The organism is Cetobacterium sp. ZOR0034, from assembly GCF_000799075.1.
In the GTDB taxonomy this organism is placed as follows: domain Bacteria; phylum Fusobacteriota; class Fusobacteriia; order Fusobacteriales; family Fusobacteriaceae; genus Cetobacterium_A.
This window is the reverse complement of record NZ_JTLI01000039.1, coordinates 1-26,201: the sequence shown is the minus strand read 5'-3', so window position 1 is coordinate 26,201 and position 26,201 is coordinate 1. Positions and strand designations below refer to the sequence as shown.

Here is a 26,201-nt window from a genome sequence, read left to right as displayed (position 1 = left end):
ATACCATACTTACTTTAAAAATAAAATAAAAAATCTCCTTCCTTACACTATATAAAGAAGAAGATTTTATTCTATTGCTTTTCTGTCGATTCAGCTATTCTTTTTAATGATAACTCTCTAGCTTTTAAATACTGATCTGTAGTTATAAATTTTTGAACCTCTATCTGATATTTCAATCTATCTTTTATTATTTCAGCATCTAATAACCCTATTTTTTCTACTAATTCATTTAATTTTTCAAGATTTTTTTCTGTTCCATCTAATATGTATTTATTAATTTCAATCTCTAAAGCTTTTTTATCTAATGTTTTCAATTTATATTGAATGCTTGCTTGTTCAATTATAATTTTGACTCTTTCAATATTGTCTTGACTAACCCCTACAGCTTTAAAATCATCATCTTTTACTATCCCTATTCCCGATGTTGCATAGGCTGATACACTAGCCACAAGTATCAGTAGTCCCATTACTATTTTCTTCATAAAATCCTCCACTAAATTTGTAGATCTGTAACAAAAAGATTTTCAGTATTAAAATCTCTTCTATTAATCCTTATTTCATCTGCTTGAAATAAATCATCAATTGTGAATCCTATATCTTTCTTTTCAGAAACTTTCTTTTGTAACTCTCCTGATTCAAAAGCTACTAGACTCTCAGTAGGAGCAATATTCTTATTGATTATTTTATCGTATGAAGTTCCTGTAAAAACTCCTACAACAAAAAGAGATAAAGAAAAAACAGACATCTTCTTCTTTTTCTTCTTCTCCTCTTCCAACAATGTTTTATAAATATTAGCTCTTACTCTCTCTTTTGGAGATACCATTTATATTACACCTCCCATATCTTTAATTGCCTTATAATATATTGTTTTTACTGTGGATATATTCATATCTTTCATATCTGCAATCTCCCTCAGCTTATAGCCATATATATCTTTTAAAACAACTATCTCCCTCTCTTGGAAAGGTAGCTCTTTTAACTTCTCTTCTAAAAGAATTGGAATATTAAAGTCTTCATTACTTTCAACACTCAAAATCTCATCATTCAATTCAAGGTTAAGTTTTTTCTTTCTGAAAAAATCATAAGTCTTGTTTATAGCTATTCTATAAATCCAAGTATAGATATTACTTTCCTCTCTAAATCCTTTGAGATTTTTATAAACACTAATGAAAACTTCCTGTGCTATGTCTTCGGCATCTTCGGCATTTTTTACTGTTGATAGTATTTTATAGTATATTCTATCAAAATACTCATTATATAATTGATCAAAATCCATTTAAATACCTCATTATTTTAGCTTTATAATTTTAGACTATAATTAGCTCAAAAAAGTTTTAATTAAAATCCTCCTCAATCATTTTTTTTAATTCATGAAGAATATCTTTTTCATCAACTTTTTTGACTATTTGCCCTTTTTTGAAAAGGACACCCACACCTTTTCCACCAGCTACTCCATAATCGGCCTCTTTGGCTTCTCCAGGTCCATTTACAACGCAACCCATCACAGCTATTTTTATCTTTTTATCAACTTTTTTAAACTCTTCTTCAACTTGATGAGCTAATCCTATTAAATCTATCTCTGTTCTTCCACAAGTAGGACAAGATACAATCTCTACTCCAACCTCTATCAATCCTAAAACTTTTAAAATCTCCCTAGCTACTTTAATCTCTTCAACTGGATTTTCAGTTAATGAAACTCTTATAGTATCACCAATTCCATCCACTAATAAAGAACCAATACCAATCGCTGATTTTACTGTTCCTTGAAATGCTGTTCCAGCCTCTGTAACCCCTAAATGTAGTGGATACTCACACATCGATGCCAACTTTCTATATGCCTCTACCATCATCTTTACATTGCTTGATTTTAAAGATATTACTATATTTTCAAAATTAAACTTTTCTAAAAGCCTCATATGATAAAGTGCACTTTCAACCATTCCATCAGCTGTCGGTTTTCCATATTTTTCTAAAATACTTTTTTCTAAAGAACCAGAATTTACACCTATTCTTATTGGAATATTTTTCTCTTTAGCTTTTTCTACAACAACCTGTACTTTCTCATCACTTCCTATATTTCCTGGATTTATTCTCAATTTATCAATCCCATTCTCAATAGCCAGCAATGCTAGTCTATAATCAAAATGTATATCTGCTACCAAAGGAATATCAATCTTTTCCTTTATTCCTTTTATAGCTTTTGCAGCTTCTTCTGTATTTACTGTTACTCTTACTAATTGGCATCCCTCATCTTGAAGCTCCTTTATCTGAGCTACAGTTTTTTCAATATCATGAGTTGGAGTATTTGTCATAGATTGGATTACAATCTCATTTCCCCCTCCTATTAATAATCTGCCAACCTTTATAACTTTAGATTCTCTCATTTTTTCACCTCATATAAAATCTAAAAAAAGCCCTAGTTTAATCTAGGGCTATCTAACTAAATAATTCATAGGATTATTAGCTTTTCCATTTTTTCTAATTTCAAAATGTAGATGAGGTCCCGTTACTCTTCCTGTCATTCCTGTTTGACCAATAACCTGTCCAGACTTAACCTTATCTCCAACTTTTACGTACATCTTCTCTAAATGAGCCGATCTAGTTTCATAACCACTTCCATGGTTAATCTTTATAATTTTACCATAACCTGTCATATATCCTGCGAACACAACCGTACCGTCTCTTGAAGCCATCAATGGGACGTATCTAGCTCTCATATCAATCCCTGCATGTTGAATATATCTTTTTAATACTGGATGGAATCTTTTTCCAAAAGGACTTGTAACTCCTGCCCATTTTACAGGCATTGTAAAGTTTCTCTGAGTGGTTGTACTTTTCACTCCTCCACTTTGAGTAAGCCTTTTCAAACTCTCTTCACTTGGATTGTTTATAAAAAGTTCCTCTCCAACTCTAATATTGTCATTTCTTAAATTGTTGTATTTTCTTAAGTCATCAACATCAACCTTGTATGCCAAAGCTATTTTAAAAAGAGAGTCTCCTCTTTTAACTTTATAAAAAACACCATTAGCTTTAACTACATTTATCTTTTGCCCTACTTTCAAACTATTTGAAATTCCCGGATTATTAGCTTTTAAAACCTCCAAAGATATACCATTCTTATCTGCTATTGCTCCTAAAGTATCTCCATTAGCCACTATATAACTTTCTAATTTTGGAATTTCATAAGCTTGCTTTAAATCTACTTCTTCTAAAGGAACTCCTTCGAACTCCTCATCAACTCCAATTTTGTATTCTTTCTCTATTGTATAAAAGTTTCCATCTACTAACTCAAAACCTCCACCCTCTTCAACCGTTGTATTTTCAGAGTAATATTCTGTGAATTTTTTCAAATCTACAACTTCTGATTTATAGGGTTTAAAAACTAGTATTAACATAGCTATAAATGCTGCTATTATTATAGCAAATATTTTTAGTACTTCCTTCACTATTTCCCCCTTGCAAAAGATTTCGCATACATCTCTATAAGCTTATCGTTACTCTCCGTAGATGAAATAGTATCTATCAACTTTTTCGTTGCTGTTGCTTTATCAAGAGATGTTAAATATCTTCTTATCTCCCATATTGATTCTAATTTTTTCTTTTCAATCAGTAACTCCTCTTTTCTTGTTCCCGATCTTTGAATATCTATTGATGGGTAAATTCTAAGTTCTGCAAGATTTCTGTCTAAGTGGATATCTAGGTTACCTGTTCCCTTAAATTCCTCATATATAACATCATCCATTTTACTTCCCGTATCAACTAAAGCTGTTGCTAAAATAGTTAAACTTCCACCATTTCTTATATTTCTTGCTGAACCAAAGAATTTTTTAGGATAGTACAGTGCTGTTGGATCTATTCCACCAGATATAAGTTTTCCACTAGATGGTATAACTATGTTATAAGCTCTAGCTAATCTTGTTAAAGAATCCATTAAAATCACTATATCTTCTCCATTTTCTATCTTTCTTTTAGCTCTTTCTAACAACGACTCTGTAACCTTTATATGATTTCTTGGATCGTCATCGAATGTTGATGCAAAAACTTGAGCTCCTTTTACTGTTTCCTTTATATCTGTAACCTCTTCGGGTCTTTCGTCTATTAATAAAATCCAAACTTCGATTCCTTTATTGTTTTCTATTATTGAGTTAGCGATGTTACTGATTAAAACTGTTTTTCCAGCTTTTGGTGGTGCTACAATAAGTCCTCTTTGCCCCTTTCCTATAGGAGCTATTAAATCAATTATTCTTCCAGAAACATTTTTAGAATCTGTTTCTAACTTTAATAACTCTGTAGGATAAGCTGGAACTAACTCATCAAATGGAACCCTTGCTGCTGCTTCTTGGATACTTCCACTATTGATTAACAATACTTTTCTAAGCCCATAATTATTTTCACCTTGAACAGCTTCTCTAACCTCTCCTACGATAAAGTCTTCTGTTCTTAGTTTAAATTTTCTTATTTGTGAAGCAGATACATAAACGTCCTTCTCCACATTAGTATTTCTTAAAAATCCATATCCATCCGCCATTACTTCAAGATTTCCCCAAGCTAAATGCATTCCCTCTTTAGCTTCCATGGCTTCTGTTATTAAATCTACAATTTCAGCTTTTTTGGTCCTACTTGAATAATCTATCTCCATCTGCCTTGCCATCTCTTGTAACTCTTTTAGTAAAAAACTTTCTAATTTATCCATTATACCTCCGAGGTTACTATTCTACGATCTCTCCATATAAAGACCATGTTTTGCATTCGTTTATTTTTACATTAACAAACGTTCCTTCTAACTCTTTATCTCCTTTAAAGATAACTATTTTATTCGTCGATGTTCTTCCACTTAAAACTTCTTCATTTTTTTTGCTTGGTCCTTCAACTAAAACCCTCTCTGTTTTTCCTTGGTAAGTAGAACTTGTTTCTTTAGAGTTTTCATTTTGTAAATCTATCAATCTCTTTAATCTATCTTTTTTTATTTCTTGCTCTATTTGACCATCCATAGTCGCAGCAGCTGTACCTTCTCTTGGAGAATACATAAACATAAATGCTGTATCAAACTTTACTTTAGAAACAACATCCAATGTGTCTTGGAAGTCCTCTTCTGTCTCATGAGGGAATCCAACAATGATATCTGCTGTTAAAGCTACTCCTGGAATTCTTGATTTTATTTTTTCAGCTAACTCTATATACTGCTCTTTTGTATATTTTCTATTCATTAGTTTTAAAACTTTTGATGATCCTGCTTGAAGTGGAAGGTGTAGACATCTTGCGATTTTTTCATTTTTAGCGATAACATCAATTACGTCATCTCCAAAATCTTTTGGATGTGGTGAAACGAATCTTACTAAGAACTCTCCCTCTATTTTACAAATCTCTTCTAATAGAGTTGCAAAATTTTCTCCTGTTTTTAAATCATTTCCATATGAATTTACATTTTGTCCTAATAACATTATCTCTTTATAATCTTTTTCGACAAATCCTTTAACTTCCTCTAAAATTTGATCCATAGGCACTGATCTTTCTCTTCCTCTAACATATGGAACTATACAATATGTACAGAAGTTATTACATCCATAAGTTATTGGAATTGATGCTGTTTTCTTAGAATCAAACTCTGCATCTAATCTCGGAGGTAATTCATCCTCTTCTCCTGTATAAATAACATGTTTAAAATCTCCAGATTCAATTTTTTCAAGAGCTGCTGGAATTTTTCCTATATTTTGATTTCCCATAACTATATCAATTATAGGGAATTTTTTTGCTAATTCCTCTCCTTGCTCTTGGGCGAAACAACCTGTAATTCCTATAATTGTTCCTCTTTTTTCTCTTACAACTTTTAACTCTCCTAATTTACCATAAATTTGAGTAGCTGCACCTTCTCTAACTGTGCATGTATTTAAAAATACTGCATCGGCCTCTGATACATCCTCTGTTATATTATATCCCATATTTTGTAATATTTTTTTTATTTTTGCGCTTTCGTTGACATTCATTTGACAACCGTAAGTTACAATTGCTGCGTTCTTCAATTTTTCTCCTCCAAAATTTAACAAATTACGATTTAAATATGTAAAAAATTATATCATAATAGTACAAGTTTTATCAATAAATCTTTAGTAAAGCATCACTTAAATATATCTTTCGCTTCTAAATACCAAAGTAACAAATCCATATTATCCATCGGAATTCCTACTTCTTTACAATATTTTTTCAATTTCTCTTCAATCTCTTTATAAAGTTTCGGTGATAACGTTTTAGGTATTACTTCTATTACTTCTAATGCCACCAAATTTTTCAAAATATGTCTATCCAATATTGCTAACTCTTTTCCAAATCCCACATTTCTTAAAAAATGACTTGCTTCCTTATAAGACATCCCTCTTATATTTTTTACTATCCATTCTCTCATCTCGAGTATAGAATTAAAACTAGAGAAAAAATCTTTTGTTATAAACTCACCTTTTTCATTTGTCATCTGCTGCCTTAAAAGGTATAAGTTTTTAGCTTTAGTTTTATTAAAACGAACTATATTTAAAAAAGGTAAAATCTCATCTTCTGTACCTGTAAAAAGAATTTTTGAATCCCTTAGTTCACTGATTGCCTTCCAGGCATTTTTAGCTTTAGATTGAGGTGTCAATATACAAAAAGCCAATTCACAATACACAGCTTTATTATCCCCTTCTCTCCATACTCTTCTGTAGTCTTCTAATCTACTTTCTATTCTATCTTTTATATTTTCATATATCTTTTCAACTTCATAAAAATAGGTGTTTTTCATAGCACTACCTCCTCGAGTTATCATAATTTAATTTTATCATACTTTTTTAACTCTTTGCAGTTGTTTTTTAAAAAAAATAGGATAAAGCAATGTGCTCTATCCTACTTTAAATTATAGATTTACAAAATAACCATACTCTTTAAATAATCCTGAAACCTTATCTAAATTTTCCTTTTTTACCATTATATGTAAATCTTCACCTTTTAAAATTAAACTCTTAAATCTTTTATCTTTTGTTATCGCCGATAGAAGATCTTTGTCATTTTTTAATTTTAATACCTTATACTCTGGTACATGTGTAATTAACTCTGTCTTCTCCATAACCTCTCCAAAGAATCTATTCCAATTTGTTGGTAAATCATTTGTTATTTTCTCTTTAAACTCTTGAATTTTACTCTGAACCTCGTTTAAATTTTCTAAACCTTTTGTCAAAGTTTCCTCTGTTATCTTAAATTTATTTGGAGCTATCTTATTTGCTATTCTTTCTAAAGTCATCATTCTTAAAGGACTTTCACCTAAAACAGTAACAATCAATCTATCTTCATCTAAAACAATTTGTCCCTCATCTTGTAAAACTTTAAAATCATATGTTGGAACTCTATCAAAGATATATCTTCCTAATTCTGTAAATTTAACATATTTGATTCCATCATACTTACTTAAATATCCATTTTTTAAATATAATGAGTTTGCTGATGATGGCTTCTCATAACATATTTCAAGTACACCTAGCGAAGCTAGAATAAAGAATACTGATTTTATAAATGGTTCTACAACATAAGCTAAATACTTATCATATCCTACAATTTTTGTTCTCTCATAATTAGCTTCATTTATATAAAGAGTTGCAAATGCTGATTCGACATCTATAATCTCTATAAACTCATCTCTATAAAGAATACTTTTTATTATATTATCTATTGAGACATATCCGTCATCAGGGAACTCTGATAAGATCATCTTAATCGTAGCTAAACCTCTTTTTATCTCATCATTTGATTTCCCTACATTCTTTATTCCCTTTAAATAATTTAAATAAAGACTAATATAGGTATTATCCTCACTTTTAATAATGCTACCATCTAAGAATCCATTCACAATTGATTTTAAATTGCTAGATCTTATAAAATCATCATTTAAATATTCATCTTTGAATAGAAATAAAAACAACCCCATTGTTTCTGTCTTTAAAAACTCTAAATCTTTTATCCCCTCATAATACTCATGGATATTACAATACTTTTTCATATTGTTCTTAGATTCTTTCAATAATTTTCCACTACTTGAAAGTTGCATCTTTCCATCTTTAAAGAATGAGTAATATTTTCTCAGATTTTCTTGGATTTTCTCTTCATTATTTTCTTTAAACTCTGATTGGCAGTTATTTAATTTATAAATAAAATACTCTTTTGGTTTATTCATAAATCTTCTCATGACTCTCACAATATCATTATTTAAAGTTAAATATTCGCCTCTTTTAGTATCTCCATTCTTTGTAAAAAATAAAAACTCATCTTTCAATTCAGATTTTATATTATATCCCTCTTCATCTTTTAAATATAAATCTCTATCTTTTATCTTGAATTTACCTTTCCAAGCTACACTTTCAAAAACCTCCTGAACCTCTTTTGGTAAAGATGAGAAGATTCCTTTAAAAATCTCCTCTTTCGAGTACATCTGTTCCATCAATTCTAAAAATGTCTGTTTGTTTGTCGTCTCTGATATTAAAGATATCTCAAACAATCCTAAATTACTTCCTATATATCCCTCTGCTATCCAATCTAAAAAGTATTTTTTAAATATTTTAAAAAGAACCTCTTTTGAATAACTTTCATTCAAAGCTTTTCTAAATCTATCTTTACTTATTCCCATACCATCTCCTATTCTCCAAGAATAAACTCTATATCTTTTTCAGTTAAAGTTTTTAAAGTCGCACCTTCATCAGATATTAAATTATCTAATAGCTGACTCTTACTCTCTTGTAGCTTTAATATTTTCTCCTCTATCGTATCTTTTAATATCAATTTATAAGAGAATACCGTTCTATCCTGTCCTAGTCTGTAAGCTCTGTCAACAGCTTGATTTTCAACAGTTTTATTCCACCAAGGGTCATATATAAATATTGTATCTGCTGCAGTTAGATTAAGTCCAACTCCTCCAGTTTTTAAAGTCATTACAAAAACTTTATATTTTTTATCTTTTTGGAATAGATTTACCAATCCTTGTCTATCTTTTGTTGCTCCTGTCATCTCTAGGTATTTAATCCCTCTTTTTCTTAAATCCGCTGTAATACTCTCTATACTTTTTATATAGTTTGTAAAGATTAGTACTTTATGACCATTTTCAACTGCATCTTGAACATTATTTATAAGTACCTCTCTTTTACTTGAAAGTATATTTGGATTTTTCATCTCAGGACAACTTGTTAATTGTCTAAGTTCATTTAAAGCTTGAAGTATATAGAATTGAGTTTTCCCTAATCCTTGGCTCTTTATTTGACTATTTATCATGCCATAATAATAAGCTCTTCTCTCCTCATATAATCTCTTTTGCTCTGGATTCATTCCTATAAATAGAGTTTTCTCTATCTTATCTGGTAAATCTTTTAAAACTTCCTTTTTTACTCTTCTAAGAATAAATGGATATATTTTTTTCTTTAACTCTTCAATCGCTTCCTTATCATTTTCTTTTTGAATTGGATTTGCGTAATGATAATTAAATTCATCTAAAGTTCCAAACATTGATGGATTTAAGAATCTAAATAATGAATATAGCTCCCCTAAGTTATTCTCTATTGGAGTTCCACTTAAAGCTAATCTATATTTTGCATCTAACAACATAACTGCTTTTGTTGTTTGTGCATTAACATTTTTTATATTTTGAGATTCATCTAACACTATCAAATCAAATTTCATCTCTTTTAAATATTCTATATCATTTCTTACAGTTCCATAAGTTGTAATTATTGCTTCTACATCATTAAATATAGTTTTATCTCTGAAGTTTCCATAATATATCCCACATTTTAAAGTTGGACTAAACTTTCTTATCTCACTTTCCCAGTTATAGATTAAACTTTTTGGCATTATTATTAGAGATTTTCTTCCTGGCACAGTATGTAAACTAGTGATCAACGTTATTGCCTGAAGCGTTTTTCCCAATCCCATATCATCTGCTAAACATCCACCTAAGTTATTATCCATCAGATATCTCAACCATTTATAACCATACTCTTGGTATTCTCTCAATGTTGCATTTATTAGTGGCATCTCCGCATTATAGTTCTCTATTTGATTTATTCCTCTATAGAAACTCTTTGTTTTCTTTATCTCATTAGCTAAGACTTTATCTTCAATCAAGTCATCTATTATTGGTAAATCAAAGAATGAAATTTTTACATTCGATTTTCCATTATCTTTAAACACTCTCTCTAATTTTTCCATATATTTTCTGTTTATCAATGCGTTTGTTCCATCACTTAATACAATATATGAATCTTTTTTAAAACTATTTAAAACATCAACTATCGAGAATTTCTCTCCCTCTATCTCTAAATGTACATCTCCCTCTAGGAAATCTATACCATGTTTAAAGTTTCCTACAACCTTTGGTTTAACAGCTTTTACGCTATATTTCTTTAAATTGTCAGTTCCTACAACCTTATATTTTCCTGCTAACTGAAGTAATTCTTGAGTTACAAACTCTCTAGCTAACTTCTCTTGTAATATTATAAAGTTTTCATCTACATAAAAACTTGATTTTATTTTTAAATTCTTTTGATGCTTAACAATCGTTTTTACTATCTCTTCCACTGTTTCATCTAAGTATGCTGGTTCTACTTTTGTTATCTCAACTCTTTTTAAATCATCTTTAATTACTAAAGCCTTTTCCAAAGTATGAGCTTTTAAAAATTCATAATCTATAGTTGAAATTGATGCTCCTATTTTTAAATATAAACTATTATCTTGAGATATCTTTTCAATTATTAACTCTTGAACTGGTTTCATATTTCCTTCATCAACCATTTCATAGTCTAAACACTCTATTTCTATTCCACTTCCAAATGAAAATGCTAAACTAAGATATTTCTCTAATTCAGTTCTTGTAAATTTTGATTCCATCTCTTTTAAGATATGTATTGTATCTTTTGGAATATCTATCCAATACATCGAATCATCACTTAAAACATAGTTATCTGAAACTACTGTAAACTCTTTTTCACCATTCAGAAGAAGCTTTCCTTCACAAAGCTCACTATCCTCTTCAACAAAATTAATCTTTAATACTATCTTATTCCCACTTAGAAACCAATTTATAGGTTTCATATCCCCTGTAACTACCTTTTTACTATTTTTTAGATAATCTAAAATCTCTATATTCTCATCGATATATAGTTCATTTTTTTCATTATCCCACCCAGAGAAAAAGCTATCCTCTTTTATCTCTTTAATTAAATCAATAATGCTTAAATCATTCTCATCATTGATTTCAAAGTCTGTAGTATCCTCTACTACTTCACCATTATTGTCTACTAAAGATACATAAGTTCCTACTTCATCACAAGTCAAAGTAAAAAATAATGATTGTTCCTTTTTTTCTAAATTAGATTCCATACCCTTTTCCCTCGTATATAAATTTTTTCTGAAATATATTATATCAAATTTTCTAAGGGTTATCAAGAAATTAAAAAAGGACTCTTTTAATTAGAGTCCTTTAAAAAACAATTATTTTGCTTCTGATTCTTTTATTAAAGCGTTCATCTCTTCAACTAGTGCATCTGCATCTAATCCATGAGCAGAGATTCCTTCTCCTAAAGTTTCTCCAGCTGCTACCATACATCCAACGCATCCTAATCCGTGCTTCTTAAATACCATTGAAATCACTGGGAATTTTTGTACTGCTTCTAAAATATTCATATCTTTAGTTACCATTTTTTAATCCTCCTATTTTCCTTTATATTACGTTTAAATTATATTAAACTTTACTTTTTTTGTCAACTATTTTCCTACCACATTTAGCAAGTCGTGAATTCTCACAACACCAACAACTTTTTTATTCTCTAAAACTGGCAATACAGAGATTTGACTCTCTCTATTTTCCATAAGTTCTAATGCATCTAAAGCCATTATATCCTGTGTTGCAAATGTATAGTTTCTTGTCATAATATCTTCAGCTTTCATCTCGAAGAACTTATCTCTCATCTTTAAAGCTCTTCTGATATCTCCCTCTGTTATTATTCCTACTAAACTATCATTTTCTACTATACAAACTACTCCTAATCTTTTCTTAGTCATAGTCATTATTACTGTATCCATATCACTTCGAAGTTCTGCAATTGGTAAATCCTTATGCATAACATCTTTTACCTTCATTAAAAGTCTTCTTCCTAAACTTCCACCTGGATGATACACAGCAAAATTTTCTGGCTTAAAGTTTCTAGCTTTTATTAAAACTGTTGCTAATGCATCTCCCATAACTAATGTACTTGTAGCTGAAGACATCGGTGCTAAATTTAATGGACAACCCTCTTGCTCCACTCCTATATCTAAAACTGCTGTTGCCTCTTTTCCAAGTCTTGAGTTTGGATTTGCTGTCATAGCAATCAATGTTGCTCCTATTTTTTTAATAGATGGAAGTATTGAAATTACTTCATCACTATTTCCACTATTTGATATAGCTATAACTACATCATCCTTATTTACCATCCCTAAATCTCCATGTAATCCTTCTGCTGAATTCATAAATACAGCTAAAGTTCCTGTCGATGCTAAAGTTGCTGCTATCTTTTTACCAATTATTCCTGACTTACCAATTCCTGTTATTACAACTTTTCCTTTTGAGTTAAGGATAAGGTTTACAACAATTTCTAAAGAATCAGAAATTTTATTTTTTACTTTTTCTAACTCGCATATCTCTTTGTCGAAAAGGTCTTGGGCTATTTTTTTCATATCCATAACTATCTACCTTTTACTAAATCATCTATTTTAACTGCTACTTTTAATATCTCTTCTAGATCAGATAGGAATAACATGTTTGGTCCATCTGACTTTGCATTTGTTGGATCTGGATGAACTTCAGCAAATATTGCATCTATTCCTATTGCAAGTCCTGCTCTCATTAGAGGGAATACAAACTCTCTATCTCCAGATGTTGCTGTTCCTAATCCACCTGGTTTTTGTACTGCATGAGTTACATCAAATACAACAGGGTATCCAAATTTTCTCATCTCTCCAAACCCTCTCATATCTACAACCATATTGTTGTACCCAAAAGTTGAACCTCTTTCACATAACATAATGTTTGGATTGTTCATCTCTTCCATTTTAACAACAACATTTTTCATATCCCAAGGTGCTAAGAATTGACCCTTCTTTATATTTACAGGTAATCCTGTTTCTGCTGCTGCTATTAGTAAATCTGTTTGTCTACATAAAAATGCTGGTATTTGGATTATATCTACAACTTTTGCAACCTCTTTACAGTGCCAAGCTTCATGTACATCAGTTACTACAGGTACATTAAATCTCTCTTTTACCTTTTTTAAAATCTCTAAACCTTTTTCAATTCCAGGTCCTCTATATGAATGGATTGACGATCTATTAGCTTTATCAAAAGATGCTTTGAATATGTAGTTTATTCCTAATCTATCACAAATATCTTTTACTTTTTCAGCGACTTCCATTACTAACTCTTCAGACTCAATTACACAAGGTCCAGCTATCAATGTAAATCTATTATTTCCACCAATTTCAAATTTATCTGCTATTTTAACTTTTTTTACTTCTTGAACTATTTTCAATTATTTCACCTCTTTTAATTCTTTTATAGCTTCTACAGCAATCTCTCTATCATCAAAGTGAATCTTTGTTGTTCCTAAAATTTGATAAGTTTCATGCCCTTTTCCAGCTATCAGTATTATATCATCTTTTTCAGCTTTTAAAACCGCTTTTTTTATAGCTTCTTTTCTATCTATTTCTATAATGTAGTTTTTGTTTTTAAACCCTTTTATTATATCCTCGATTATATCCTCTGGCTTCTCTGTTCTTGGATTATCTGATGTTACAATAACAAGTTGACTATATCTTTCTGCCACCTCTGCCATAACCGGTCTTTTAGTTTTATCTCTATCTCCACCACAGCCAAAAACAGTTATTATTTTGCCCTCTTCTCCTAAATCTACAACACCTTGAAGAATATTTTCAAGAGCATCTCCTGTATGTGCATAATCAACTACAACTCTGAAATCCTGTCCTACTGAAACCGCTTCAAATCTTCCTGGAGCTCCTTTTATATTTTCAACTCTCTCTTTTATTAAGTTAGAGTCTATTCCTAAAAGTTTTCCAACTCCTATAGCTGCTAATACATTATACATATTAAATTTTCCAAGCAGTGTTGGTTTCATCTCTTTTATTGTCTTATTGTCTAAATCAGCTTCCCCATTCAATGAGTAACTAATTCCTCCAAATTCGTTATATATCTTTCTTCCGTAAGAGTCATCAATATTTATAACCCCATTACCTTTATCTTTTAATTTATCAAAAAGTATTTTTTTAGCTTCAAAATAATCATCCATATCTTTATGATAATCTAAATGTTCTGGAGTTAAATTTGTAAATACTGCTACATCAAATTTTAACATATCCACTCTTCCGCTTGTTAATCCATGAGAACTAACTTCCATAACAAGATATCTCAATCCCTTATCAACAGCTTTCTTACTCATTTTTATTATATCTAAAGATTCCGGAGTTGTGTTCGGTGCTTCTATAATTTCATCTCCAATTTTATACTCTACCGTTCCAATTCTTGCAACAGACTCCTCTCCTAAAATTTGTTCTATTAAATATGTCGTCGTTGTTTTTCCATTAGTTCCTGTAACTCCAATTATTTTTAATTTTTTTTCAGGACTCTCATAAAAATTAGAAGCAATTACTCCTAACTTATTTCTTAAATCTTCAACTAAAAAATAGCTTATATCCCCTTTTAAATCTACAGCTTCAGAAACAATAACTGCTGCAGCACCATTTTCTAAAGCTTTATCTATATATCTATGACCATCTACTAGAGCTCCTTTTAAGGCTACAAATATATCTCCAGATTTTATTTTTCTCGAGTCATATTCTAAATCTCCAGAATATATATCTTTAGTACCTGATTTTAAAATTTTATATTCCAATCCTTTAAATAATTTTTCCATCCTCATCCCTCACTCATATTGTTGAATTTATTATAACATTTTTAAAATAAAAACAAAACAATACCTTATACTAAACAAAAACAGAGGATTTCTCCTCTGTTTCAAAAACTATTTAGCAGGTGTATAAACTCCTGTGTTTAATCCATGCTTTATTGCCGATCTTACTTTAGTTGCTCTTACTGTCGCTCCAGCATTCTCTATATCTGCTGGTTTATAAAGAGTTTCCATAGCTTCATTTACATTTTTACCAGTTATTGCTGGGAATAATGCTTCATATTGAGATTTATTCTTCTCTAAATCTTTATTTTTTAAAAAATCTTCACCTTTATAAAATAAAGTTCTATATCTAGGATTTTCAACTTTATCATCTTTTAAATCGAATTGAATCTCTACTTGAGTTTCTTGTCCTGATATATAAACTCCTCTATAAGTACCATCTCTATGCTCTGCTGCAAATGTAACTGCTCCTAATACTGTCAATAAAACTAATAACTTTTTCATTAAACCCTCCCGTAAGATTTTTATATAATATTACCTCATTAAACTAATTACTGTCAATAGATAACTGTATAAAATTAATATATATTCCAATCTATTCTTTTTTTACATAATTTTTCTAAAGTTTTATTTATATCTTTGAAATGGTCACATCCAAAAAATCCTCTACTCGCTGAAAGTGGGCTTGGATGAACCCCTTCTAAAACTATATGTTTTTGATTGGTAATATATTTTTTCTTTGCTTTAGCGTTGTTTCCCCAAAGCACAAATATAACAGGTTCATCTTTATCATTTATCATCTTTATCACTTCATCTGTAAACTGTGTCCAACCTATTTTGCTATGAGAGTTAGCTTCACTCTCTCTTACAGTTAAAGTTGCATTTAGCAAAAATACTCCCTGTTTGGCCCAAGATTCTAAACATCCATGATTGAATATCTCTCCCTCTCCTTCAGCTAAAATCTCTTTATACATATTTCTTAAAGATGGTGGTATTTTTATATCTTTTTTTACAGAAAAAGCTAGTCCGTGAGCTTGACCAAAACCATGATAAGGATCTTGACCCAATATAACAACTTTTACATCTTTATAAGGCGTCAATTTAAAAGCTGTAAATATCTCATCTTTTGGTGGATAAATTATTTTTTCCGAATACTCTTTTTTCAAATACTCTTTCAATTCTAAAAAGTAATCTTTTTCAGATTCACTCTTTAAAACTTCATCCCAATCATTACCTATTTTCATCATAGCAACTCCTATTTTTTATCTAGAGTTAATGATCCACACTCTTTTATATATTTTTTCATTCCACAACCAGAGCATTGCTCTCTACAATCAACTGTCAATGCTTGCTTCTCACTATTTTCTAATTCTCTTATAAAGAACTCTTTACTTACACCAACATCCACTATATCCCAAGGTAAAGTTGCATCTAAAGCTCTCTCTCCTAAGTAATCTTTGTCAGTTATATTTAACTCTTCCATAGCTTCTTTCCAAATCGAATAGTTATCTTTATAATCATCTAATTTAGCTCCGATTTCATAAGCTTTCTCTATAAGATCAGCTGTTCTTTCATCTCCTCTAGATAAAAACCCTTCTAAATAAGATTTCTTAGGTGGGTGCATTCTAAGAGTTGAACCCTTCATTCCTCTGAACGCGTCTCTTAACATCCCTTGCTTTCTTTCTGTCTCTTCTACACTCATTTGCTCTTGCCATTGGTAAGGAGTATGAGGTTTTGGCACAAAATTAGAAACACTTGCAGTTATATTTACTCTTTTTCTTATCATTCTACATCTGTATGTTACTTTTTTTACTAGTTCATAGATTCCCATTACATCTTCATCAGTTTCGAAAGGTAATCCTATCATAAAGTAAAATTTCAAGTTATCCCATCCTGCTTTTACTGCTGCTTCTGCTGTTTCTAATATTTGATCCTCTGTTACACCTTTATTTATAACATCTCTCATTTTTTGGCTTCCAGCTTCAGGTGCAAATGTAAATCCTGGCCTTTTACCTCCACTTATATTTACAGCTACATCTACAGAATGAGTATTCATTCTTAATGATGGTAAAGAGATTGCTAAGTTTTTATTTTCATATTTCTTTTGTAATCCATCTATCAATGGTGTTATAGCTGTATAGTCACTACTACTTAATGATGACAGAGAAATTTCAGAATATCCTGTGTTGTATAACATATCATCAATAAGCTCTATATTTTTTTCTAAACTTCTCTCTCTAACTGGTCTGTATACATAACCAGCTTGACAGAATCTACATCCTCTTGTACATCCTCTTTGTATCTCAACAGAAGCTCTATCATGAACAATTTGAATGTATGGAACCAATTGCTCTGAGTATGATGGTGTGTTATCTAAATCTTGTAATATCGCTCTTTTTATTCTTTTTACACCTTTATGTAACTTTGGAATATATACTCCTTCAAAGTCCTTTATAGCCTCTAATTTTTCAGCTTTACTTTTTCCTGCTAAAGCTACTAAAGTTTGAGCTAGTTTAGTCATTGTTTCCTCTCCGTCACCAATAACGAAGAAGTCTAAGAATTTTTCCATAGTTGTTGGATTCATCATGCAAGTTCCACCAGCCATTATAAGAGGGTGCTCCTCTCCTCTTTGATCAGCATGTAAAGGTATCCCTGCTAAGTTTAAAGCATTTAAAACATTTGGATAACACATTTCATAAGAAAGTGAAAATCCTACAACGTCAAAATCTTTTAACTCTGTTTTTGTCTCTAATGAAAACATTGGAATATTATTCTCTCTCATTAAAGTTTCCATATCCTCCATAGGAGCAAATCCTCTCTCTAAATAGAAGTTATCAACTTTATTCATAATTGAATATAAAAGTTTAATTCCTAAGTTTGACATTCCTACTTCATAGATGTCTGGGAAGAATAAACACATTCTTGCCTTTATTGTATCTAAATCTTTATGAAAACTATTTATCTCATTACCTAAATATTGAGCTGGTTTCTCTACTGACATTAAATATTTACTTATATCTACTCTCATCTCTCTCCTCTTATTCATCATCTATCTGTTGAAAGATTCTCATTTTATCTTCAACATTTTTTTTATGGTGATCTCTACATAGTCTTGCTAACTCTAAATCTATCTCTTTTAATTTTTGGTAGGCATTTTCTGGATGTTTCTCTAGCATTTCATCACCTATCAAAACCTTTTTAACTCTTCTATAAAAAGTGACGTTACCTTTTCCACAATCATGTAGTAAAGCTAACTTCAAATATCTACTCTCTTTCTTTAAAACCTCATTTTTTTGAACAGCTTTGTAAATCAGAAAAGAGTGCAGTCTATCGTAATCACTCATCTCGTTAAAAATACTAAACTCCTCTTTTGAAAGAATTTTTTTTACTTCCTCTTCATCTCTTTTATCAAACTTTAAAAACAAACATCTAAAAGCTTGTTTCAATCTAGAAATCATCTAAATCTCCCTTATAATTATATTTCCAAACTCTTTTCTTAAAGCTTTAATATTTGAAGCATTTTTTCCTATCACTTCGCCTTTTTTATCTTTTTGAACATAAAATATATAAATTTTTCCATCTGCTGTTCGCTCTATTTTTTCAACACCTGAAACAGTCATATCAGGGATAGGTAAAATCATTTTATCTAGCAACTCATCTTTTAAATACACATTCTCCAAAGTTAGATATTTACCCGGAAAAGTTTCAACCTCTCCTGTTAAAATATATCCTGACATATTTCTAACTTGCTTAGGCATAAATGAGTTTCCTATAAATCTAAGAACATTTTTTTCAAAAGTTACAACTACGCTTCTTTCATGCTCTTTTAGCTCTAAACCTTTCTTATCTGTAAATCTACTTACATCATAAGTTCCACTGATTTCTTCTAAGGTTTTTTGAATCTCTTCTAAAGGTCTTTTTATTCTTTTTTTAGGATATCTATAAAGATACTCTCTTTTATCTACATATTCAGGAAACGAAAGATTTGGAAAAGTTTTTTGAACCTTTCTTATAAAAATAGATTCTTTCATCTTTTCGTTAAATTTAAAAATAATATCTTTTAAATCTCCTTCAAAGTTACTGCTCACATAAAGCATATTTCTTTCAGCAGAAACTTTAGCATCCGTTCTTCCACCTTGTTGAATACCTTTTGCCCAAGTGAATCCTAACTCATTCATCACTCTTCTAAATTCACCTTTTACAGTGATTTTTCCTGCCATCTCATCAAAAGAGTGAAACTTTTCTCCATTATAAAAAACTGTAAATATGTATCCCCATTTATCAGTTTTTTCAACTCCTCTAAAATCCATTACTCTCCTCTTTTTCTAACTATATGACATCTTCTGCATCTAGCTTCATAACTTTCACTCGCTCCAACTAAAACAATTGGATCATCCTCGTAAGCTGGCTCTCCATTCACAAGTCTTTGCGTTCTAGAAGCTGGATTCCCGCAGCAAGCACATATTGCATTGAACTTATCCACATACTCAGCTTTTGCCATTAATCTATCCATTGGCTTAAAAGGTTCTCCTCTAAAATCTTGATCTAATCCTGCAACAACAACTCTTTTTCCCGAATCCGCTAGTTCTTCACAAAAATCTGCAACTTCTTCTCCGAAGAATTGAACCTCATCTATTCCAACAACTCTCACATCTTCATATTGAGTTCTGATTATCTCTCTCATCTCTTCTACTGTTGAAGCTGGAACAGCTTCTATAAAAGCTTGGCTATGAGACGCCACTTTTGTATCATCATATCTATCATCACTTGCGTGTTTAAAAACTACCATCTTTTGATTTGCGTACTTTGATCTTCTCATTCTTCTTATTAATTCTTCACTTTTTCCTGAGAACATACTTCCTGTTACGACCTCTATCCAACCCATTCCTTCTGTTAATAATAAATGCATTGTATTTTTTCCTCCATCTACAACTATTTTTTACCTATTTTCTATTATAACATAATTACCACATCAACACAAAGTTATATATTCATTGAAATAAAAAAGTGACTCTAAGAGCCACTTCTATTTTTATTATTTTTCCTCTACATATCCTAATTCTTTTAAGAATGGTTTTTTCTTTCTCCAGTCATCTTTTACTTTTACCCAAAGTTCTAAATAAATTTGAACTCCTATAAGATTTTCAATATCTTTTCTAGCTTGAGTTCCAATCTCTTTAAGCATCTTTCCTTGTTTTCCAATTATAATACCTTTTTGAGAATCTCTTTCAACATAGATATTTATATCAAACTTATCTTTTCCATTATCTCTTCTTGTAACATTTATAATTTCTATTGCTACAGAGTGAGGAATTTCATCTCTTGTTCTTTCTAATATTTTTTCTCTTACAACCTCAGTTATTACTCTATACATAGGCATATCTGTGTACATATCATCTGGATAATATTTCATTCCATCCTCTAAGAATGGATCAAGTGCTTCTAATAACTTTGGAACTCCTATAGCATATTGTCCTGCAATTTCTACTATAGCATCAAATTCACCAAGTTTTTCTGCAATCTCAGCTCTTTTTAGAATTAGCTCTTCATCGTTTATTTTATCTATTTTATTTACAATTAGAACTCTTGGTGTTTTTCTTGCTTCTTTAACTTTTTCTAATACAAATAAATCTCCTGTACTAATTTCTTGAGAAGCATCTATTACCATAGCTATAACATCTACATCCTTAAGAACTCTCACAGCACTATTAGTCATATGTTCTCCTAATAGATGCTTTGGCTTATGTATTCCTGGAGTATCCACGAATATATATTGATTATCATTAAAATTTAAAATCCCTTTTATTGTATCTCTAGTCGTTCCCGCTTTATCAGAAACAATAGCCACTTTCTCATTTACAAGTTTATTTATTAATGTAGATTTTCCAACATTTGGTCTACCTACAACAGCTATAAATCCAGCTTTCACCTTTAATCATCTCCTATTCCAATTTTAAAGTACTTTTCTTTTAATTCTAAAAGAAATTGTTCTTCATTACTCTCATCATTATATTTTACCATAGTTTTCAAAGTATTTCTCAACATATTTGGAGTTATCTCTCTTTCTATTCCAGATTTTTTTCCAAGAGACATAAATCTTGCTCTAAATGATTGTCTACTAAATCCCGAAAATACAAGATTACTCTTTGCAGGAACAAGTGTCTGTCTTGTTTCTTTCACATATAACTCTAACTCTTCAGAAAGGTCTTCGGATATTTTCATCTTCTCTCCCTTATCCTCGTTAAAAATAAATCCATATGAGAAAAGTTCTAAATCTGATAGTCTAACTTTTAAAATATCATTTATTGACAAATTAGTTTCCACCAATAATTTTATCACCAATCTATCCCTCAATCCTTTTGAGTCTTTTTTACAACTATCTAGTATATTATTAATCTCCCAAAGTTCTAAAGTTTCTAGTTCTTTTTCTGGAGCTCTTCCCATCACTACTCCATCTGTTGGATTGTCATCTATCAGTCTTCTTTCTAATAGGTATCTATAAAAAGTTTTTACTGTACTTATTTTTCTTAAAATAGAGTTTGGTTGATAACTATTTTTCAAATATTCAATATATTTTAAAATGTCATCATTATTAACTTCTAATAAATCTTTAACTATAAACTCTTGAAAATCTTTCATATCACCATTATATAAATCCAAAGTTTCTTTCTTTAATCCCTTTGAATCTGATTTGTATTTTATAAAACTCTCCAATAACCTCATCATATATCACCTAACAACTCTTTAGCATGTTCTATAACAGCTTCAGATATATTTTTTCCTGCTAACATTCTTGCAATCTCTTTAATTCTTTCATCTGAATTTAACTCTTTTACTTTAGTTACAGTTTTATTCTCTACTAAACCTTTCTCTATATAAAACTGCTGAGAAGCTTTAGCCGCTATAGCCGGAGAGTGTGTTATACTCATAACTTGAGTTGTTTCACCAATCTCCTGAAGTTTATTTGCTATTTTTCTAACAGTTTCTCCACCTACTCCAGTATCTATTTCATCAAATATTAAAATTGGGATATTGTCAACTTTAGAGAATATAACCTTGATAGCTAACATTATTCTACTTACCTCTCCACCCGAGGCTACTTTCCAAAGTGGTTTTAATCCTTGACCAACATTTGTAGATATCATAAATTCAACCGAATCTATTCCATTTGAAGACATTGTTGCTGATTCTTCAAAATCAATTTTAAAATTTGCATCCCCCATATTTAAACCTTTAAGCTCATCTTGAAGATTATCCTCTATTATTTTAGCTTTTGATTTTCTAATTTCAGTCAACTCTTTTGCTAATTTATAATATTTTTCTTTTGCTTCATCACTTTCTTTTTGTAATTTTTTTACTTGGAAACTATTCTCATCTAATAGCTGTAATTTTTCTTCTAAGTTATTTCTATATTCAATTATATCTGAAATTTGATCTCCATATTTTGACTTTAAACGATTTATTGTGTCTAATCTCGATATAACTTTTTCTAATCTCATATCGTCAGCTTCTATATCATCATTTAAATCTTTTATTGAGTCAACACAATCTTGAAGATCGTAGTAAACTCTTTCTAATCTTTCTAAATTCTCCTGAAACTCTTTTCCATATTTAGAAATTGTTTCTAAATTCTTTCTACTGTTGTATATAATACTCAAAGCATTTCTTTCATTATCTTTCAATAAATCCTCTGTTAAAGATAATTTCTCTTTAATTTTTCCAGCATGGAAAAGTTTCTTATACTCCTCCTCTAATTTTTCATCCTCGCCATCTTTCAAAGCTACTTTATCTATCTCTTGAAGTTGAAATTCATAAAACTCTTTTTTTTCAATAGTTTCTTTCTTATTTTTTTCAACATCTTGAATTCTTCTTTCTAGGCTAGAGTATTCATTGTATATAGTTTCTAGCTGTTTTTTTATTGCAATTCCATCCTCACCTAAGAATCTATCCAACAGTCTTAAATGATTACTTTTATTTAAAAGCATCTGATGTGAGTGTTGACCAACTATATCTACCAGAGTTCCCATTATCTCTTTCAAACTAGACATCGGAACTCTTATATTATTTACAAAAGCCTTTCCTTTTCCATTCTTATCTATATGCCGTCTCACAATAACTTCGTTATCTTCAGCTTCTATTCCAAGCTCTTTAAGCTCTGCTTCTTGCTCTTCATTTACAGCAAATACACCTTGAGCTAACAGATAATCCTGTCCATCTCTAACCATATCAGCACTAGCTTTTTCTCCTATCAATAAGTTTATTCCGCTTAAAATTATCGATTTTCCTGCCCCAGTTTCACCCGTTAAAACAATCAAACCATTTTCAAACTCCAAATCTACTTTTTCTATTATAGCTAAATTTTCTATTTTCAACTCTTTTAACATAGATTATCTCCCCACTTTAATTTATCTCTTAAGATTCCATAGTAATCTCTTCCTTCAGGTAATATGAGATTTATTTTTTTATGAGAGTAATAAACTTGAATCTCTTCTCCTTTTTCTATCTCTCTTTCATTTTCACCATCTACTATTATACTACCTTTTTGTTCAGGATTTAAAGTTAAAATTAATCTCTCTTTACCGCTAATTATTATAGGTCTAGTTGCTAAGTTATGAGGAGCTAAAGGAGTCACAACTATCGCTTCAATTTGCGGCATTACAATTGGACCTCCTGCTGATAAAGAGTAAGCTGTTGATCCTGTTGGAGTTGCTATTATTATTCCATCAGCTTTATAGTTACAAATTTTCGTGTTTTCTGTACTCATCTCAATATTTAAAATTTTTGAACTAGCCATCTTTTTTGATATTACAACCTCATTCAAAACATCTATTTTCTCATCTTTTATAACTACTTCTAGAAGATGTCTACTTTCAATTTTAACTAATCCTTTTAAATAGTTATCAAAAGTTGGTCGAAACTCTTCAACTTTTATCTCTGTTAAAAAACCTAGCGACCCTGCATTTACAGCAAAAATATCTATTCTTTTATTTTTTATCAGCGTTTTAGAAGCTCTCAATAAAGTTCCATCTCCACCAATAACTACTGCAAAATCAGCATCCATTATATTTTCAATCGGAACTATCTCGATTTTTTTTTCTTTAAAGAACTCTAAAAGTTCTTGATAAAGCTTTATTGCTTCATTCTTATTATCATTGTAAACTATAGTTCCTTTCATCTATATCCTCCCTAAAATAGAGTTTCCGGATTTATTGGTTTTAAATTAAATCTCACTTCATAATAAAGATTTGCTTTACTCTCTGTATTCAATCCTAGAACTCCTATATCTTGTCCTTTTTGAACCTGCTGATTTAATTTAACACCTACAGCGATAAGGTTTCCATAAACACCTATCGTGTTATAGCCGTAATCCACCATTACCACATTATTTAACCCTTGGAATTTATCTGCATATATAACCTTTCCAGTTGATGAAGCCTTAACTTTCATTCCCATCTTTCCTGCAATTTCTATTCCGTTACTTATAACTTCTCCATTTTTCTTCTCTTTAAATTTTACTACTACGTTTCCAGTTATTGGCTTTAAGAACTTTCCTAGATTTGCTACAGCAGTATCTAATTTTACGGTTTTAGCAGCGACACTTCTAGCTTTAATAATTCTTTCAATTTCTTTTTCAATATTTTTCTTTTGAACTTGTAGCTTACTTATAGTATTTACATGGGAAGTTTTCTCTTGGTTTAATCTTGTTATCAGTCTATTTTTTTCTTGCTTTTTAGATTCACCTGACCTTCTATTTGAGTCTAATCTTCTCTTTAATACAGTAAGTTTCTGTCTATCATTTTCAATATCTCTTTTAACTTGTGTTATTGAAGTTTGAACAGTTTTTATGTGCTCCATACTTTCTAAATCACCATAAAGTAGTCTAGAAAAACTTCTTTTTGCAATACTTCTTTCTTTTGTATCACTTTCTAAATTTGATTTTCTAGTTACCTCTATCATTTTAGCTTTAAACTCAGATTTTCTTCTATCTAAAACCTTATTACTTACATCTAAATTTAATTCTCCGTATTGAATATTTCTATTAACTATTTTTATCTCTTCCTGAATTTTTTCAGCTTCTTTTTCTATCTCTTTTATCTCACTATTTATATTTTCAATTTGTTTTTCTACACTAATTTTTTCTGAGTTTATATTTTCAATTCGTGTATTTTTCTGCTTTATTTCGCTCTCAATTTTCTTCATACGATTTTTTAAATTATCAACACTATCCGCAAAAATAAAATTTGAACAAATAAAAAAAATCATCAACACTCTCATAACTAAACCTCATCCTTTTTTAGTTTAGCTGTTGATTTCCATGCTAATACTATTACAACTAATGTAGCTACAACTTCTAATATAACTATTTGTTTAAAACTCTGAAGAATCAACGTTGAAAGAATTTTTTGATATCTTTCTCTTAAAATTATATAAATATTAAAAAATATTAACCCTCCAACTATTGCACTTCCTAAAAAAGGAATCAAATTTTTGTTTCTAGCTACAAAAAAGTTTCTTTTATTTTGAGGATTTTTCACTGCATAGAGCATGTAATCTCTTACAATAACTCCTCTTAATATAGTTATTATTTGATAGCACATTCCTAATGATAAAAATAAACATAAAAATAATGACATATTAACTGCACTAATTTTTCTTTCTGTTGTTTGTAAAAATTGATTATCTATATATATCTCTCTCACCATAGGATTAACATCTAGTAACTCTTGGATGGCATGGAGGTTTTTTTCATCTTTAAAATATATAATTATTGAATTTGGTAATGGATTTTCACTTTTTGGTATAACTATCTCTAACTCTTTCTGTAAATTTCTAAAAGCTTCCTCTTTTGATAAAAATTTTATCCCTTTAACATTTTCATTTTCCAAAAGAAATTTTTCAAACTCTTGTATTTTCTCTTTTGCACTATCATTTTGTAATTCCACAGTCATAAAGTAGTTATTTTTTAAAATTTTCCCAATAAAATAGCTATTAGAAGATAATGAAATAAATATATTAAATATCATAAAACTTAATGCTAAAGCTATAAATGTTCTTTTACCTTTTCTGTTTTCCATCTCTTCTCCCTAATTAAAATATAGAGGCCAGTCTAACTCGCCTCTATACTATGTATTTTCTATAAGTTTTCTTTTACTACTGATACTAACTTATCTGCTGTAAGTTCATACTTCTCTAATAACTCTTCAGCTTTTCCACTTTGACCAAACTTGTCATAGATTC

The 26,201-nt window shown here is 30.0% G+C and carries 26 protein-coding genes and 1 pseudogene; all 27 read right to left on the bottom strand.

What is annotated here, in order from left to right:
- Window positions 1-71 precede the first annotated feature (71 nt).
- The gene (locus L992_RS08265; protein WP_047384630.1) at window positions 72-482 is read right to left on the bottom strand and encodes a hypothetical protein; all 411 of its coding nucleotides are present in this window, start codon (window positions 480-482) and stop codon (window positions 72-74) included.
- Window positions 483-493: 11 nt separating this feature from the next.
- A complete protein-coding gene (locus L992_RS08260) occupies window positions 494-823 on the bottom strand; it encodes a hypothetical protein (RefSeq protein WP_047384628.1) in 330 nt (109 codons plus the stop codon).
- Window positions 824-1,276 carry an RNA polymerase sigma factor gene (locus L992_RS08255; protein ID WP_047384626.1) on the bottom strand — a complete coding sequence of 151 codons (453 nt, stop codon included), beginning with the start codon at window positions 1,274-1,276 and terminating at the stop codon, window positions 824-826.
- 58 nt (window positions 1,277-1,334) lie between these two features.
- Window positions 1,335-2,384 (bottom strand): flavodoxin-dependent (E)-4-hydroxy-3-methylbut-2-enyl-diphosphate synthase, encoded by a 1,050-nt coding sequence (ispG, locus tag L992_RS08250; RefSeq protein ID WP_047384624.1) that lies wholly within the window; start codon window positions 2,382-2,384, stop codon window positions 1,335-1,337.
- A gap of 48 nt (window positions 2,385-2,432) precedes the next feature.
- Entirely contained in the window at window positions 2,433-3,446 is a 1,014-nt protein-coding gene (locus L992_RS13880) for a M23 family metallopeptidase (RefSeq protein WP_047395582.1), read from the bottom strand.
- A complete protein-coding gene (rho, locus tag L992_RS08240; RefSeq protein WP_047384622.1) occupies window positions 3,446-4,693 on the bottom strand; it encodes a transcription termination factor Rho in 1,248 nt (415 codons plus the stop codon). Before rho ends, L992_RS13880 begins: the two co-directional genes overlap by 1 nt.
- Before the next feature lie 16 nt (window positions 4,694-4,709).
- On the bottom strand, window positions 4,710-6,020 hold the full coding sequence (gene miaB, locus L992_RS08235) for a tRNA (N6-isopentenyl adenosine(37)-C2)-methylthiotransferase MiaB (protein ID WP_047384620.1): 1,311 nt from the start codon (window positions 6,018-6,020) through the stop codon (window positions 4,710-4,712).
- Window positions 6,021-6,115: 95 nt separating this feature from the next.
- Complete coding sequence (locus tag L992_RS08230) at window positions 6,116-6,769, bottom strand: N-glycosylase/DNA lyase (RefSeq protein ID WP_047395579.1); 654 nt, start codon at window positions 6,767-6,769, stop codon at window positions 6,116-6,118.
- 111 nt (window positions 6,770-6,880) lie between these two features.
- Window positions 6,881-8,641, bottom strand: coding sequence for a hypothetical protein (locus tag L992_RS08225; protein WP_047384617.1), 1,761 nt, complete (start codon window positions 8,639-8,641; stop codon window positions 6,881-6,883).
- An 8-nt stretch (window positions 8,642-8,649) separates the two neighbouring features.
- Window positions 8,650-11,382, bottom strand: coding sequence for a DEAD/DEAH box helicase (locus L992_RS08220; RefSeq protein WP_047384615.1), 2,733 nt, complete (start codon window positions 11,380-11,382; stop codon window positions 8,650-8,652).
- A 111-nt stretch (window positions 11,383-11,493) separates the two neighbouring features.
- Window positions 11,494-11,700, bottom strand: a complete 207-nt coding sequence (locus L992_RS08215) for a DUF1858 domain-containing protein (RefSeq protein WP_047384613.1) — start codon at window positions 11,698-11,700, stop codon at window positions 11,494-11,496.
- A gap of 66 nt (window positions 11,701-11,766) precedes the next feature.
- Window positions 11,767-12,723 carry an SIS domain-containing protein gene (locus L992_RS08210; RefSeq protein ID WP_047395576.1) on the bottom strand — a complete coding sequence of 319 codons (957 nt, stop codon included), beginning with the start codon at window positions 12,721-12,723 and terminating at the stop codon, window positions 11,767-11,769.
- Window positions 12,724-12,725: 2 nt separating this feature from the next.
- Window positions 12,726-13,562: a 3-deoxy-8-phosphooctulonate synthase gene (gene kdsA, locus L992_RS08205; RefSeq protein WP_047384654.1), complete on the bottom strand. Its 837-nt coding sequence runs from the start codon at window positions 13,560-13,562 to the stop codon at window positions 12,726-12,728.
- 6 nt (window positions 13,563-13,568) lie between these two features.
- Entirely contained in the window at window positions 13,569-14,966 is a 1,398-nt protein-coding gene (locus L992_RS08200; RefSeq protein ID WP_047395573.1) for a UDP-N-acetylmuramoyl-L-alanyl-D-glutamate--2,6-diaminopimelate ligase, read from the bottom strand.
- Window positions 14,967-15,074: 108 nt separating this feature from the next.
- A complete protein-coding gene (locus tag L992_RS08195; RefSeq protein WP_047384607.1) occupies window positions 15,075-15,467 on the bottom strand; it encodes a hypothetical protein in 393 nt (130 codons plus the stop codon).
- 74 nt (window positions 15,468-15,541) lie between these two features.
- Window positions 15,542-16,210 (bottom strand): uracil-DNA glycosylase, encoded by a 669-nt coding sequence (gene ung, locus L992_RS08190; RefSeq protein WP_047384605.1) that lies wholly within the window; start codon window positions 16,208-16,210, stop codon window positions 15,542-15,544.
- Window positions 16,211-16,218: 8 nt separating this feature from the next.
- A complete protein-coding gene (locus tag L992_RS08185; RefSeq protein ID WP_047384603.1) occupies window positions 16,219-17,991 on the bottom strand; it encodes a TIGR03960 family B12-binding radical SAM protein in 1,773 nt (590 codons plus the stop codon).
- A gap of 10 nt (window positions 17,992-18,001) precedes the next feature.
- Entirely contained in the window at window positions 18,002-18,421 is a 420-nt protein-coding gene (locus L992_RS08180; RefSeq protein ID WP_047395571.1) for an HD domain-containing protein, read from the bottom strand.
- Window positions 18,422-19,273: a KH domain-containing protein gene (locus tag L992_RS08175; protein WP_047384600.1), complete on the bottom strand. Its 852-nt coding sequence runs from the start codon at window positions 19,271-19,273 to the stop codon at window positions 18,422-18,424.
- A complete protein-coding gene (locus L992_RS08170; RefSeq protein ID WP_047384598.1) occupies window positions 19,273-19,872 on the bottom strand; it encodes a thymidine kinase in 600 nt (199 codons plus the stop codon). The genes L992_RS08175 and L992_RS08170 overlap by 1 nt, the downstream gene beginning before the upstream one ends.
- Before the next feature lie 126 nt (window positions 19,873-19,998).
- Complete coding sequence (era, locus tag L992_RS08165) at window positions 19,999-20,892, bottom strand: GTPase Era (protein WP_047395568.1); 894 nt, start codon at window positions 20,890-20,892, stop codon at window positions 19,999-20,001.
- Window positions 20,893-20,894: 2 nt separating this feature from the next.
- Entirely contained in the window at window positions 20,895-21,686 is a 792-nt protein-coding gene (locus L992_RS08160) for a tyrosine-type recombinase/integrase (RefSeq protein ID WP_047384595.1), read from the bottom strand.
- Complete coding sequence (gene recN, locus L992_RS08155; RefSeq protein WP_047395565.1) at window positions 21,686-23,347, bottom strand: DNA repair protein RecN; 1,662 nt, start codon at window positions 23,345-23,347, stop codon at window positions 21,686-21,688. The genes L992_RS08160 and recN overlap by 1 nt, the downstream gene beginning before the upstream one ends.
- Window positions 23,341-24,138: an NAD(+)/NADH kinase gene (locus L992_RS08150; protein ID WP_047395562.1), complete on the bottom strand. Its 798-nt coding sequence runs from the start codon at window positions 24,136-24,138 to the stop codon at window positions 23,341-23,343. The genes recN and L992_RS08150 overlap by 7 nt, the downstream gene beginning before the upstream one ends.
- Window positions 24,139-24,149: 11 nt before the next feature.
- Window positions 24,150-25,163 carry a murein hydrolase activator EnvC gene (locus L992_RS08145; protein ID WP_231549770.1) on the bottom strand — a complete coding sequence of 338 codons (1,014 nt, stop codon included), beginning with the start codon at window positions 25,161-25,163 and terminating at the stop codon, window positions 24,150-24,152.
- A 77-nt stretch (window positions 25,164-25,240) separates the two neighbouring features.
- Entirely contained in the window at window positions 25,241-26,038 is a 798-nt protein-coding gene (locus L992_RS08140) for an ABC transporter permease (RefSeq protein ID WP_047395560.1), read from the bottom strand.
- Between the two features lie 59 nt (window positions 26,039-26,097).
- Window positions 26,098-26,201 (bottom strand): annotated as a pseudogene (locus tag L992_RS13510) (transketolase family protein); the annotation flags it as partial.

Coding starts and splice junctions, on each gene's coding strand:
- L992_RS08145 (WP_231549770.1), bottom strand. CDS start 25,163: ATGAAGAAAATTGAGAGCGAAATAAAGCAGAAAAATACACGAATTGAA.
- L992_RS08260 (WP_047384628.1), bottom strand. CDS start 823: ATGGTATCTCCAAAAGAGAGAGTAAGAGCTAATATTTATAAAACATTG.
- L992_RS08200 (WP_047395573.1), bottom strand. CDS start 14,966: ATGGAAAAATTATTTAAAGGATTGGAATATAAAATTTTAAAATCAGGT.
- L992_RS08225 (WP_047384617.1), bottom strand. CDS start 8,641: ATGGGAATAAGTAAAGATAGATTTAGAAAAGCTTTGAATGAAAGTTAT.
- ung (WP_047384605.1), bottom strand. CDS start 16,210: ATGATGAAAATAGGTAATGATTGGGATGAAGTTTTAAAGAGTGAATCT.
- L992_RS08195 (WP_047384607.1), bottom strand. CDS start 15,467: ATGAAAAAGTTATTAGTTTTATTGACAGTATTAGGAGCAGTTACATTT.
- L992_RS08230 (WP_047395579.1), bottom strand. CDS start 6,769: ATGAAAAACACCTATTTTTATGAAGTTGAAAAGATATATGAAAATATA.
- L992_RS08140 (WP_047395560.1), bottom strand. CDS start 26,038: ATGGAAAACAGAAAAGGTAAAAGAACATTTATAGCTTTAGCATTAAGT.
- L992_RS08265 (WP_047384630.1), bottom strand. CDS start 482: ATGAAGAAAATAGTAATGGGACTACTGATACTTGTGGCTAGTGTATCA.
- L992_RS08160 (WP_047384595.1), bottom strand. CDS start 21,686: ATGAGGTTATTGGAGAGTTTTATAAAATACAAATCAGATTCAAAGGGA.
- rho (WP_047384622.1), bottom strand. CDS start 4,693: ATGGATAAATTAGAAAGTTTTTTACTAAAAGAGTTACAAGAGATGGCA.
- recN (WP_047395565.1), bottom strand. CDS start 23,347: ATGTTAAAAGAGTTGAAAATAGAAAATTTAGCTATAATAGAAAAAGTA.
- L992_RS08180 (WP_047395571.1), bottom strand. CDS start 18,421: ATGATTTCTAGATTGAAACAAGCTTTTAGATGTTTGTTTTTAAAGTTT.
- L992_RS08210 (WP_047395576.1), bottom strand. CDS start 12,723: ATGGATATGAAAAAAATAGCCCAAGACCTTTTCGACAAAGAGATATGC.
- L992_RS08185 (WP_047384603.1), bottom strand. CDS start 17,991: ATGAGAGTAGATATAAGTAAATATTTAATGTCAGTAGAGAAACCAGCT.
- L992_RS08175 (WP_047384600.1), bottom strand. CDS start 19,273: ATGGATTTTAGAGGAGTTGAAAAAACTGATAAATGGGGATACATATTT.
- L992_RS08220 (WP_047384615.1), bottom strand. CDS start 11,382: ATGGAATCTAATTTAGAAAAAAAGGAACAATCATTATTTTTTACTTTG.
- L992_RS08255 (WP_047384626.1), bottom strand. CDS start 1,276: ATGGATTTTGATCAATTATATAATGAGTATTTTGATAGAATATACTAT.
- L992_RS08150 (WP_047395562.1), bottom strand. CDS start 24,138: ATGAAAGGAACTATAGTTTACAATGATAATAAGAATGAAGCAATAAAG.
- L992_RS08170 (WP_047384598.1), bottom strand. CDS start 19,872: ATGCATTTATTATTAACAGAAGGAATGGGTTGGATAGAGGTCGTAACA.
- ispG (WP_047384624.1), bottom strand. CDS start 2,384: ATGAGAGAATCTAAAGTTATAAAGGTTGGCAGATTATTAATAGGAGGG.
- L992_RS08215 (WP_047384613.1), bottom strand. CDS start 11,700: ATGGTAACTAAAGATATGAATATTTTAGAAGCAGTACAAAAATTCCCA.